At 54.1% G+C, this 12,289-nt stretch carries 10 protein-coding genes; all 10 read left to right on the forward strand.

Features of this window, described 5'->3' with window-relative positions:
* Positions 1-136 precede the first annotated feature (136 nt).
* From rsmH to murC, 10 genes are read left to right on the forward strand one after another with little or no spacing between them, the layout of a single operon-like run.
* Complete coding sequence (gene rsmH / locus ACS18Q_RS02395) at positions 137-1,087, forward strand: 16S rRNA (cytosine(1402)-N(4))-methyltransferase RsmH (RefSeq protein ID WP_055465890.1); 951 nt, start codon at positions 137-139, stop codon at positions 1,085-1,087.
* Positions 1,088-1,111: 24 nt separating this feature from the next.
* On the forward strand, positions 1,112-1,429 hold the full coding sequence (gene ftsL, locus ACS18Q_RS02400; protein ID WP_041942626.1) for a cell division protein FtsL: 318 nt from the start codon (positions 1,112-1,114) through the stop codon (positions 1,427-1,429).
* Positions 1,426-3,180, forward strand: a complete 1,755-nt coding sequence (locus ACS18Q_RS02405; RefSeq protein ID WP_004723775.1) for a peptidoglycan glycosyltransferase FtsI — start codon at positions 1,426-1,428, stop codon at positions 3,178-3,180. The genes ftsL and ACS18Q_RS02405 overlap by 4 nt, the downstream gene beginning before the upstream one ends.
* 44 nt (positions 3,181-3,224) lie before the next feature.
* Positions 3,225-4,712 (forward strand): UDP-N-acetylmuramoyl-L-alanyl-D-glutamate--2,6-diaminopimelate ligase, encoded by a 1,488-nt coding sequence (gene murE / locus ACS18Q_RS02410; RefSeq protein ID WP_441257329.1) that lies wholly within the window; start codon positions 3,225-3,227, stop codon positions 4,710-4,712.
* On the forward strand, positions 4,709-6,070 hold the full coding sequence (gene murF, locus ACS18Q_RS02415) for a UDP-N-acetylmuramoyl-tripeptide--D-alanyl-D-alanine ligase (protein ID WP_441257330.1): 1,362 nt from the start codon (positions 4,709-4,711) through the stop codon (positions 6,068-6,070). The genes murE and murF overlap by 4 nt, the downstream gene beginning before the upstream one ends.
* The gene (gene mraY / locus ACS18Q_RS02420; protein ID WP_014205753.1) at positions 6,067-7,149 is read left to right on the forward strand and encodes a phospho-N-acetylmuramoyl-pentapeptide-transferase; all 1,083 of its coding nucleotides are present in this window, start codon (positions 6,067-6,069) and stop codon (positions 7,147-7,149) included. Before murF ends, mraY begins: the two co-directional genes overlap by 4 nt.
* A gap of 24 nt (positions 7,150-7,173) precedes the next feature.
* Positions 7,174-8,493: a UDP-N-acetylmuramoyl-L-alanine--D-glutamate ligase gene (gene murD, locus ACS18Q_RS02425; protein WP_441257331.1), complete on the forward strand. Its 1,320-nt coding sequence runs from the start codon at positions 7,174-7,176 to the stop codon at positions 8,491-8,493.
* A gap of 17 nt (positions 8,494-8,510) precedes the next feature.
* Positions 8,511-9,704, forward strand: coding sequence for a cell division protein FtsW (ftsW, locus tag ACS18Q_RS02430; RefSeq protein ID WP_004723763.1), 1,194 nt, complete (start codon positions 8,511-8,513; stop codon positions 9,702-9,704).
* Positions 9,691-10,770, forward strand: coding sequence for an undecaprenyldiphospho-muramoylpentapeptide beta-N-acetylglucosaminyltransferase (murG, locus tag ACS18Q_RS02435; protein ID WP_081454208.1), 1,080 nt, complete (start codon positions 9,691-9,693; stop codon positions 10,768-10,770). The genes ftsW and murG overlap by 14 nt, the downstream gene beginning before the upstream one ends.
* Before the next feature lie 10 nt (positions 10,771-10,780).
* Positions 10,781-12,241, forward strand: coding sequence for a UDP-N-acetylmuramate--L-alanine ligase (gene murC, locus ACS18Q_RS02440; protein ID WP_441257332.1), 1,461 nt, complete (start codon positions 10,781-10,783; stop codon positions 12,239-12,241).
* The last annotated feature ends 48 nt before the right edge of the window (positions 12,242-12,289 follow it).

Genomic DNA, 12,289 nt, shown 5'->3' on the forward strand with positions numbered 1-12,289 from the left:
TGACTTAGACGATAGTAAAACCATTAAACTTAGCGCAATGTCACGTCCCGTAAGTGTTTTTATGGGTAGCAGTCGTGTAGGAAAACGGTACACTACACAATCAAACTGACGGACGTTTGTGCTGAACGAGACCCTTATGACTGAATCTTTCCAACATATTTCTGTGCTACTTCATGAATCGATCGACGGTCTGGCGATTAAGCCGGATGGGATTTACATCGATGGCACCTTTGGTCGTGGCGGACACAGCCGCACTATCTTGTCTCAGCTTGGCCCCAATGGCCGCTTGTACAGCATCGACCGCGATCCGCAGGCGATTGCTGAAGCGCAGAAAATTGATGATCCGCGTTTTACCATCGTTCATGGCCCGTTTTCCGGAATTGCCGAATACGCTGCGCGTTACGAATTGGTCGGCAAAGTCGATGGCGTGTTGTTCGATCTCGGTGTGTCTTCACCGCAATTGGATGATGCCGAGCGTGGTTTCAGCTTTATGAAAGATGGCCCGTTGGACATGCGCATGGATCCGACCTCTGGCATGCCGGTGTCGGCGTGGTTGGCACAGGCGGATCTGGACGACATCACGTGGGTGATTCGCGAGTTTGGTGAAGACAAACATGCGCGCCGCATTGCCAAAGCCATTGTGGCGTACCGTGAGAATGAAGAAAACGAACCCCTGACGCGCACGAGTCAGCTAGCGAAGCTGATCTCGGATGCGGCGCCAAAGAGCTTCAAAGAGAAAAAACACCCGGCGACGCGCGCATTCCAAGCCTTTCGCATTTACATCAACAGTGAATTAGAAGAGATCGATACCGCGCTCAAAGGGGCTGCGTCGATTTTGGCCCCGCAAGGCCGCTTGTCGGTGATCAGCTTCCATTCGCTGGAAGATCGCATGGTGAAGCGCTTCATGCGTAAAGAGAGCAAAGGACCGGAAGTGCCTCACGGCATTCCGTTGACGCAAGAACAAATTCGCGCGCTGGGCAGCGCTGATCTGAAAACGGTCGGCAAAGCCATCAAACCGTCTGAGCATGAAGTGGCGATGAACCCACGTTCTCGTAGCTCCGTGCTGCGCATTGCTGAAAAACTCTGAGTGGCCTGAAACTCGATTGCTGTTATGTCTCAAACCAAGCCTAATCTCGCCAAACTGATAGCGTTCGACCTACTCACGGTGGGTCGTATTCCGCTGATCATGCTGATGTTGATCTTTGCGACCGCGATGGGGGTGGTGTTTACCACCCACCACACGCGCCAATCGATCACGCAAAAGGATCTGGCGTTGCAAGATCGCGATCACCTCGACAACGAGTGGCGTAACTTGATTTTGGAAGAAACGGCGTTGGCGGAGCACAGTCGAGTACAAGACTTAGCACGCAAAGATCTCGAGATGAAACGTCCGGATGCTGACAAAGAAGTAGTGATTGAACTCAAATGACGAAGAAGCCAGCGAAAGCCAAAGAGAAAACTCCCGCCAAACCTAAAGCGAGCGTCAAAGCAGCCGGCCCAGACAGCCCGGTGCTGATTCGCTGGCGTTTCTATCTGATCATCCTATTTGTCCTGTTGGCATTTGCGCTGCTGGTTGGGCGCCTTGCCTTTATTCAAATCATTGAACCCGATAACCTCATTCGTGAAGGGGACATGCGTTCCATTCGCGCCAAAACCTTGCAATCGGCTCGCGGCATCATTTCGGATCGCAATGGCGAGGCGCTTGCGGTGAGTGTGCCGGTGGAAGCCGTCTGGGCCGATCCGGCGACGATTTTCAAACAAGGCGGCTTGGTTGAAAAGGATCGTTGGTACGCGCTGGCGGATGTGCTGAATCTGGATCGTCAAGAGATGATGACCAAGCTGGAAGACAACCGCACGCGTCGCTTTATCTATCTGCAACGTCAGGTTAGCCCAGCGATGGCGAAATACATTCGCGAGCTGAAGCTGTCTGGTGTGGGGCTTAAATCAGAATCCCGTCGCTATTATCCGGCGGGAGAGGTCAGCGCGCACTTGATCGGAGTCACCGGCATTGATGGTCATGGTCTGGAAGGCGTTGAGCGCAGTTACGACAAATGGCTGACGGGTGAAGCGGGCAAGAGCATTATTCGTAAAGACCGCTACGGCCGCGTGGTGGAAAATATCTCGCTGGAAGAGCGAGAAGAAGGTAAACCGCTGCAATTGACGATTGATCAGCGCCTGCAAGCGATCGCGTTTCGCGCGGTGAAGCAGGCGATGGCGGATTATCGTGCCACGTCCGCATCCGCGGTGATGCTGGATGTGAAAACGGGTGCCGTGCTGGCGATGGTAAATGCGCCATCCTATAACCCAAACAATCGCGCGGATTGGCAAAGTTTCAAAATGCGTAACCGCGTGATTACCGATGCGTTCGAACCGGGGTCGACGGTGAAACCGTTTGTGGTCTTGGCCGCTCTGGCTAATGGCACGGCCGATGAGCATACCATCATTGATACCGGCGATGGCGTCATGCGTATTGGTGGCAGCCGCGTGCGAGATACCTCGAGAGTCGGCAAAGCCACGCTCCAAATGATCCTGAAAAAATCGAGTAACGTCGGTGTGGCGCACTTGGCGCTGGGTATGCCGCTTGAAGCGATGTTGGGGATGTACAATTCAGTTGGTCTGGGGGAAGTCTCCGGTCTGAACTTGGTGGGTGAAACGACGGGGATTTTCCCGAACCGTCGCCGCTGGTCGCAGTTTGAAATTGCCACGTTGGCCTTTGGGTACGGTTTGTCGATCACGCCGATTCAATTGGCGCATGCTTACGCGACGCTGGGCAACTTCGGTAAATATCAACCCGTGCATCTGATTGAAAGCAACCAACAGGATCTCTCTCACCAAGTGGTGGATGAGCAATACGCGAAGAAAGTGTTGGATATGCTGGAAACCGTCACCCAACCGGGCGGCACGGCCGTGCAAGCCGCGGTGCCGGGCTATCGCATTGCGGCGAAATCCGGGACATCACGTAAAGCAGTCGCGGGCGGTTACAGTGATGAATATTTTGCCTACACCGCCGGTGTGGCGCCGGTGAGCGATCCGCGCATTTCGCTGGTGGTGATGGTCAACGAACCGCAAGGCGACTCTTATTATGGCGGTGCGGTAGCAGGGCCAGTGTTCTCGGAAATCATGAAAGGGGCACTGCAGATCCTGAACATCGCACCGGACGAGAACCGATTTCAAAAATAACAAAGCCCGTTCACGCGGCGGGCAGAACATAGTGTGAGAACTCCATGAACACTAGCAAGGCTTTACAACAACTTATCTCTCCATGGCTGACCATCAGTGCGCCGTCACTGGCAGCGTTGACCGTGACGCATCTGGAACTCGACAGTCGCCACATCCAAGCGGGCGACACCTTTGTCGCGATTATCGGCCACGCCACCGATGGACGTCGATTCATCGATAAAGCCATCACCCAAGGGGCCAATCTTGTGTTGGCGCAAGCGTGTTCACAGCATCCCCATAGCAGCGTCGAAGAGCGCCATGCGGTGCCGGTTGTGTACCTCGAACAGTTGGATAAACACCTTTCAGAGCTGGCTGGGCGCTTGTATGGCGGTCATCGCAATCATGTGATTGCGGTGACAGGCACCAACGGCAAAACCACGATTTCTCAACTGATCGCGCAATGGATTGATTTACTGGGCCATCGCGCCGCGGTGATGGGAACCACGGGCAACGGTTTTCTGAGTCATTTGCAGCCTGCGGCCAACACCACGGGCAACGCAGTTGAAGTGCAGTCGACGCTGTTTGAACTCGCGCAGCAAGGTGCGGAATATACGGCCATGGAAGTCTCTTCACACGGCTTGGTGCAAGGGCGAGTGAAATGTGTGCCGTTTGATGCGGGCGTATTTTCTAACCTCAGCCGTGACCATTTGGATTATCACGGCACGATGGATGCCTACGCGGACGCAAAGTTGTCGCTGTTTACCGAGCATGAGACGCGCCAAGCCATCATCAATGTCGACGATGAAGTCGGCGCGCGCTGGGCGCAGCAACTTCAGCATGCCGTGGGCGTATCACTGAAAGCGAAGCCCAATGCTGAACAAGCGTTGTGGGCGGTGCAGGTGAGTTACGCAGAAAGTGGCATCACGATTGATGTCGATGGCAGTTGGGGCGCAGGGCAACTGCGTGCGCCGCTGATCGGCGAATTCAACGCCTCAAACCTGATGCTGGCTCTGGCCACGCTGCTTAGCCTGGGCTTTGAGCTCGATGCTTTATTAGCGGCGGCACCGCAACTTCAACCGGTGTTAGGTCGCATGGAACTGTTTCAGGCCCCCGGCAAAGCCAAAGTGGTGGTCGATTACGCTCATACGCCAGACGCGCTAGAAAAAGCGCTACGCGCCCTGCGTGTGCATTGCCAAGGTCAGCTGTGGGCGATTTTTGGGTGCGGTGGGGACCGTGATACAGGGAAACGTCCGATGATGGCGGCGATTGCCGAAGCCTTTGCTGATCGCGTGATCCTGACTGACGACAACCCACGCAGCGAAGATCCGCAGGCGATTGTCAATGACATGCTGGCCGGACTCAAAGCCCCGCAATACGCGAATGTGGAACACAACCGTTTTGACGCGCTGCGTACTGCGCTGTCGCAAGCCGGGGAACAAGATATCATTCTGTTGGCCGGTAAAGGCCACGAAGATTATCAAGTTTTGGCCCACGACACGATTCACTATTCGGATCGCGAATCCGCACAAACCTTATTGGAGCTATCAGCATGATTCGTCTTTCTTTGTCACAGCTCACAACGGTTTTAGATGCTCAATTAGTCGGGGATGATACGGACATTGCGGCCGTGTCGACTGACACACGCTCGATTGCACAAGATGCGCTGTTTGTGGCTTTAGTCGGTGAGCGTTTTGATGCGCATGAATTTGCCGCGCAAGCGGTGGCTGCGGGCGCCAAAGCGCTGCTGGTTGAACGAGCGCTCGACGTCAACGTGCCTCAGCTGGTGGTGAGTAATACCAAAACGGCGTTGGGCCAACTGGGGAACTGGGTGCATCAGCAGTGCCACACGCCAACCGTGGCGATCACGGGCAGTTGCGGCAAGACGACCGTAAAAGAGATGGTTGCCAGCATTTTATCGGCCAAAGGCCAGGTCCTGTTCACCGCGGGTAACTTTAACAACGACATCGGTGTGCCGCTGACGTTGCTACGCTCGACGCCGCAAGATGACTATGCCGTGATTGAACTCGGCGCCAACCACATTGGCGAGATTGCTTATACCGTGGGCTTGGTGAAACCGGATGTGGCTTTGGTTAACAACGTCGCCGCCGCACACTTAGAAGGTTTTGGGTCGATTGACGGTGTCAAACGCGCGAAAGGTGAAATTTACCAAGGGCTGAGTGCAGGCAACACCGCGGTAGTGAATTTGGATAGTCAGGGCGGCGCGTTGTGGCAATCGGTGCTGGCTGACAAAAGCGTGAAAACTTTTTCCGTCACAGAGCACAGCGCTGACTTTTACCCACGGGATATCGTGTTGAATGCAGCAGGAGAAGCCAGCTTTGTGTTGGTGACGCCAATCGGTGACGTGGCCGTAAAACTGGGCATCATCGGCAAACACAATGTGGGAAATGCCTTGGCTGCCAGTGCGCTGGCGATTGAGATGGGCGCAACGCTTGCGGATATTCAGCACGGCTTAGCGCATCTGTCGAAAGTGAAAGGCCGCGTGGATGTGACCGAGCTGACCGACCACATTACCTTGATCGATGACAGCTACAATGCCAGCGTTCCCGCGATGAAAGCGGCGGTGGACTTGCTTGGCGGTTTTTCTGCCACCCGTTGGCTAATTTTGGGCAATATGGCCGAGTTGGGCGAGGAAAGCCTTGCACTTCACCAACAAGTCGGTGAACATGCTGCACCATTCCAGTTTGACTATGTTCTGACATATGGCCACGATGCGAAAGTGATCAGCGATGTCTGTCACGGCCGTCATTTTGCGTCCCATCAGGACATGATTATGTTTATCGAGCAGCACCTAGAACAACAACCCGATCGCACTCACGTCCTGATCGTCAAAGGCGCCAACAGTGCGGGTATGAGTAAGATTGTCGCTGCTCTTAAGGAGAAATACTCATGATTATTTGGCTTGCGGAGTTACTCCAGCCATATTTTTCGTTTTTCCGTTTGTTCGAATACCTTTCATTTCGAGCGATTGTCAGCATTCTGACGGCTCTGGGCTTGTCATTGTGGATGGGCCCGCGTTTGATCAAGCGCCTGCAATTGCTGCAGATTGGTCAAGTGGTGCGTAACGACGGTCCGGAATCTCATTTCAGTAAACGTGGTACCCCAACGATGGGTGGTATCATGATTCTGGCCTCGATTATCGTCACCGTGTTGTTGTGGACGGATCTGTCGAACCCGTATGTCTGGGCGGTGCTAGCCGTGCTAATGGGGTATGGCGCTGTCGGCTTTGTTGATGATTATCGTAAAGTGGTGCGTAAAAACACCGATGGTTTGATTGCGCGCTGGAAATACTTCTGGCAGTCAGCGATTGCATTGGTGGTGGCATTTGCACTGTACGCGCACGGCCACGACACCGCTGCCACTCAGTTGGTGGTCCCCTTCTTTAAAGATGTGATGCCTCAGTTAGGCTTGTTCTACATCATTCTGACTTATTTTGTGATTGTCGGTACCAGTAACGCCGTGAACCTGACGGATGGTTTGGATGGTTTGGCAATCTTGCCGACCGTGCTCGTGGCTGCAGGTTTTGGTGTGATTGCTTGGGCGACCGGAAACGTCAACTTCGCCAACTATCTGCATATTCCTTATATTCCGTATACCTCTGAATTGGTGGTGGTGTGTACCGCGATTGTCGGGGCAGGGCTTGGTTTTCTGTGGTTTAACACCTACCCAGCGCAAGTTTTCATGGGCGATGTCGGCTCATTGGCTCTGGGCGGCGCACTGGGTACGATCGCGGTGCTGGTTCGCCAGGAATTTGTCTTGGTGATCATGGGCGGTGTGTTTGTGATGGAAACGCTGTCGGTGATTTTGCAGGTGGGCTCATACAAACTGCGTGGTCAACGCATCTTCCGTATGGCGCCAATTCACCATCACTATGAATTAAAAGGTTGGCCGGAACCACGTGTGATCGTGCGTTTTTGGATCATCTCGATCGTTTTGGTTTTGATTGGTTTAGCGACGCTGAAAGTGCGTTAATCCGTTGAGTGGAAAAGAGATAAAATGGACCGTTGGCAAGGCATTCAGCATGTAGTGGTCGTGGGGCTCGGTATCACCGGGCTCTCTGTCGTTAATTATCTGCAAAAATATCATCCGTCGGTGAACGTTCGCGTCATCGACACCCGCGAAACGCCACCGGGGCAAGAGCAATTGCCAGCCGGTGTGGCACTGCACAGCGGCAGTTGGAACGTTGCGTGGTTGTTGGCGGCGGATTTAATTGTAGCCAACCCGGGCATTGCGCTTGCCACGCCAGAAATTCAGCAGGCGTTGGCGGCGAACATTCCAGTGGTTGGTGACATTGAATTGTTCGCTTGGCACGTGGATAAACCCGTGATTGCGATTACCGGTTCGAACGGCAAAAGCACCGTGACGGACCTGACTGGCGTGATGGCCAATGCGGCGGGGATTGCGACAGCCGTGGGCGGGAATATCGGCGTGCCTGCGCTGGATCTGCTGGCGCAGCCAGCGGAACTGTATGTGCTCGAATTGTCGAGCTTCCAATTGGAAACCACCTCATCTTTGGCGCTAAAAGCCGCGGCATTTCTTAATCTGTCGGAAGATCACATGGACCGTTACGACGGCATGGCAGGATATCGCCAGGCTAAGCTGCGCATTTTTGAACATGCACAAACGGCGGTCGTGAACGCTGACGATACTCAAACCTATCCGGATGCCTACTCGGGTCGCACGGTGCGTTTTGGTCTGGAGCAATCTGCCGAATTTACCACGGCGCAACACGACGGTAAGGAAGTGTTGCTCGCCAATGGCGAAGTGGTGCTGCCAACCTCGGAGCTGAGTCTGGTTGGTCGTCACAACGTGGCTAACGTGCTGACTGTGCTGGCTTTACTCGATGCGGCGGGTGTGAATTATACAAACGCGTTGCCTGCATTGAAGTCTTACACGGGACTGACACATCGCTGTCAGGTGGTTGCCGATAATCAGGGTATCAAATGGGTCAATGATTCGAAAGCGACCAATGTGGCTAGCACATTGGCGGCGCTGTCTGGCCTGACCTTGAATGGCACCTTGTATCTGCTGGTGGGCGGGGTTGGCAAAGGGGCGGACTTTACGCCGCTAAAACCAGTGCTGGAGACGTTGCCGCTAACGCTGTGCTGTTTTGGCCGCGATGGCGATCAATTCATGCCTCTGCATGCTTCTGCACAACGTTTTGACACCATGGAAGCCATCGTTGCCTCAATTCGTCCGCAATTGAAAGCGGGGGATATGGTGCTGCTGTCGCCCGCATGTGCCAGCTTCGATCAATTTAAAAACTTTATGGCACGCGGTGACGTGTTCGCTGAGCTGGCTCAGCGCTACGCCTAGAGACAAAAGGAACGACTTTGTTATTGTCCAAACCATTTCATGCACTCAACCGCTGGCTGCGCACTGCGTCGCCTGACGCATTGTTCGATCGTCAGTTGGTCTGGATCGCGCTGGGGTTGATGCTGATTGGTTTGGTGATGGTGACCTCGGCCTCGTTTCCCATCAGCTCGCGTCTCACCGACCAACCGTTTCACTTTATGTTCCGCCATGCGATCTTCTTGATGCTGGCGCTCATCACCTCTGCGGTGGTGCTTCAAGTGCCGCTGCAACGCTGGATGCAATACAGCTCCGTGTTGCTCGCGATCTCCTTTGTGTTGCTCATCATCGTGTTGTTAGCGGGTAAATCGGTCAACGGTGCTTCGCGCTGGATTCCCCTCGGTCTATTTAACCTTCAGCCTGCGGAAGTGGCCAAGTTATCGCTGTTTATCTTTATGTCCGGCTATCTGGTGCGCAAACACGATGAAGTGCGACAAACTTTCTTTGGCGGCTTTCTCAAACCGATCATGGTGTTTGGCACGCTGGCGGTCTTGCTGCTTGGCCAGCCAGACTTAGGGACGGTTATCGTGATGCTGGTGACGCTATTTGGCATGCTGTTTATCGCTGGGGCAAAGCTGTCGCAGTTTCTCGCCTTGATGGTGGCCGGTATTCTCGCGGTGGTGGCGTTGATCGCCGCTGAACCCTACCGGATTCGCCGGGTAACCTCGTTTCTCGACCCGTGGGAAGACCCATTTGGCAGCGGTTACCAGCTCACGCAGTCGCTGATGGCCTTTGGTCGTGGTGAATGGTTTGGTCAAGGCTTGGGCAATTCCATTCAAAAACTGGAATACCTGCCTGAAGCGCATACGGACTTTGTTTTCGCCGTGATGGCGGAAGAGCTTGGCTTTGTTGGCGTGACACTGGTGTTGATGCTGATTTTTAGCTTGGTGTTCAAAGCCATTCTGATCGGCAAGAAAGCGTTTGAGCACGATCAGCAGTTTGGCGGTTATCTGGCGTTTGGCATCGGGATCTGGTTTGCGTTCCAGACCTTGGTCAACGTGGGCGCAGCCGCAGGGATGGTGCCAACCAAAGGTCTGACATTACCGCTGATCAGTTACGGTGGTTCGAGTTTAATCATTATGTCGGTGGCTGTGTCGATACTGCTGCGCATCGACCATGAATGCCGCATGGCAGACAATCGCAGAACAAAAGAAATAACCAATGAAGAAAACTAAACGATTAATGGTGATGGCTGGGGGAACCGGCGGTCACGTGTTCCCCGGCTTAGCGGTTGCAAAACAGTTGCAGCATCAAGGCTGGGACATTCGCTGGTTGGGAACGGCGGATCGAATGGAAGCGGATCTGGTGCCCAAACATGGCATCGCGATCGATTTTATTCGGGTAAAAGGTCTGCGTGGTCAGGGCATTGCTCGTCTGTTGAAGGCGCCATTTCAAATCGTGAATGCCATTTTACAGGCACGCCGCCACATGAAAGCGTGGCAACCGGATGCAGTCTTGGGCATGGGTGGCTATGTCAGTGGCCCGGGCGGGATCGCGGCGTGGACGCTCGGCATTCCGGTGATTTTGCATGAGCAAAATGCGGTGGCCGGTCTGACCAACCAATGGTTGTCTAAAATTGCCACCAAAGTCTTTCAGGCTTTTGACGGCGCGTTTGCGGGCGTCCCTGTGGTAGGAAATCCAGTTCGTGGTGATGTTGTTGCGCTGCCGGAGCCGGATGTTCGAATGGCGGAGCGCACAGGTCCGCTGCGTATTCTGGTGATGGGTGGCAGCCAAGGCGCGCGGATTCTCAATCAAACCGTGCCGGCAACGTTGGCGTTGTTGGGTGACGGTTACCAAGTGCGTCATCAGGCTGGGAAAAATAACCAACAAGACGTTCAACAAGCCTATGCGGAACGGGGTGTGCACACGGCTGAGGTGACTGAATTCATCGATGATGTCGCACAGGCGTATGCTTGGGCGGATCTCTTAGTTTGCCGCTCTGGCGCCTTGACGGTTTCCGAAATTTCAGCCGCTGGCGTGGCCGCGATCTTTGTGCCTTTCATGCATAAAGATCGTCAACAAGCGCTCAATGCCGACCATTTGGTGGCGTGTGGCGCAGCCCTAATGATTGAACAACCTGAGCTGACGGCAGAGACATTGGCTGCTGCAATTAAGCAGTTAGATAGACCTGCTCTGCTGGAGATGGCGCGAAAAGCTCGCCATGCAGCCAAACTGGACGCGGATAAAGTCGTGGCGGATGCCATCGTCTCCGTCACGCAGTCCCGTGTCGACCAAGAATGAGAACCACTTTATGACGATCAAACACACACAAGATTTAGCACAAATTCGCGCCGTGGTGCCGGAAATGCGCCGCGTGAAATGCATTCACTTCATCGGAATTGGTGGGGCGGGCATGAGCGGGATCGCGGAAGTGTTACTCAACGAAGGTTACCAAATTACCGGGTCTGACATTGCGTCGAATGCAGTGACCGAGCGTCTAACTAACAAAGGGGCGACGGTGTATATCGGCCACTCGGCATCAAACGTCGCGCAGGCAAGCGTGGTTGTGGTGTCCACCGCAATCAATGAAGAGAACCCAGAAATCAAAGCCGCGCGTGAAAAACGAATTCCGGTGGTACGCCGTGCAGAGATGCTGGCCGAACTGATGCGTTTTCGCCATGGTATTGCTGTTGCGGGGACGCACGGTAAAACCACCACGACAGCCTTAGTGACTCAAATCTATTCTGAAGCAGGTTTAGATCCAACGTTTGTTAATGGTGGCTTGGTGAAAAGCGCTGGCACCAATGCGCGTTTGGGCTCGAGCCGCATTTTGATTGCCGAAGCCGATGAAAGCGATGCGTCGTTTTTGCACCTGCAACCGATGGCGACGATTGTCACGAACATCGAAGCGGATCACATGGACACCTACGGCGGTGATTTTGAAACGCTGAAACAGACATTTGTCGATTTTCTACATAATCTGCCTTTTTATGGCCAGGCGATTTTGTGCGTTGACGATCCGGTGGTGCGTGAACTTATTCCGCGCATCAGCCGCCACGTGATCACCTACGGCTTCTCTGAAGATGCCGATGTTCGCATCGAGAATTATCGTCAGGAAGGGCAACAAGGTAAATTTACGGTCGTACGCCAAGGGCGCGCGAATCTCGATATCACCTTGAACATTCCGGGGCGCCATAATGCGCTCAATGCGTCGGCGGCCATTGCGGTTGCCACCGAGGATGACATTCACGACGACGTCATTTTGCGTGCGATGGCGAATACGCAAGGCACGGGACGCCGTTTCGATCATCTGGGCGAGTTTGACACCGGCAACGGCGACGTGATGCTGGTCGACGATTACGGCCACCACCCAACCGAAGTGGGCGTGACCATTGCCGCCGCGCGCAATGGCTGGGCGGACAAACGGTTGGTGATGATCTTCCAACCACACCGTTATACGCGAACTCGTGATCTGTACGATGACTTTGCGAACGTTCTGGAGCAAGTGGATGTGTTGCTGATGTTGGATGTGTATTCGGCGGGTGAGAAGCCCATTGCCGGTGCTGATGGCCGCTCGCTGTGTCGTACCATTCGCAGCCGAGGCAAGCTGGATCCGATTTTTGTGCCAGATAGCAAGACCTTACCGTCAGTTTTAGCCAATGTCCTACAAGATGGTGACCTGGTGCTGACGCAAGGTGCGGGCGATATCGGCAAAGTAGCAAGAGAATTGGCGGCGTTCGAGCTGAACATTGAGCGTATGCAAAATGCGTAATCGCGTTGCATTCCTGTGTCTCATGGTGAATTAAGTCTGTTTGAATAC

The sequence above is a fragment of the Vibrio sp. Vf1514 genome, from assembly GCF_052076135.1.
Lineage (GTDB): Bacteria > Pseudomonadota > Gammaproteobacteria > Enterobacterales > Vibrionaceae > Vibrio > Vibrio furnissii.

Excerpts from the sequence above, each read along its gene's own strand:
- murF (WP_441257330.1), top strand. The coding sequence starts at position 4,709 with ATGATTCGTCTTTCTTTGTCACAGCTCACAACGGTTTTAGATGCTCAA.
- murD (WP_441257331.1), top strand. The coding sequence starts at position 7,174 with ATGGACCGTTGGCAAGGCATTCAGCATGTAGTGGTCGTGGGGCTCGGT.
- mraY (WP_014205753.1), top strand. The coding sequence starts at position 6,067 with ATGATTATTTGGCTTGCGGAGTTACTCCAGCCATATTTTTCGTTTTTC.
- murC (WP_441257332.1), top strand. The coding sequence starts at position 10,781 with ATGACGATCAAACACACACAAGATTTAGCACAAATTCGCGCCGTGGTG.
- murE (WP_441257329.1), top strand. The coding sequence starts at position 3,225 with ATGAACACTAGCAAGGCTTTACAACAACTTATCTCTCCATGGCTGACC.
- ACS18Q_RS02405 (WP_004723775.1), top strand. The coding sequence starts at position 1,426 with ATGACGAAGAAGCCAGCGAAAGCCAAAGAGAAAACTCCCGCCAAACCT.
- murG (WP_081454208.1), top strand. The coding sequence starts at position 9,691 with ATGAAGAAAACTAAACGATTAATGGTGATGGCTGGGGGAACCGGCGGT.
- ftsL (WP_041942626.1), top strand. The coding sequence starts at position 1,112 with ATGTCTCAAACCAAGCCTAATCTCGCCAAACTGATAGCGTTCGACCTA.
- rsmH (WP_055465890.1), top strand. The coding sequence starts at position 137 with ATGACTGAATCTTTCCAACATATTTCTGTGCTACTTCATGAATCGATC.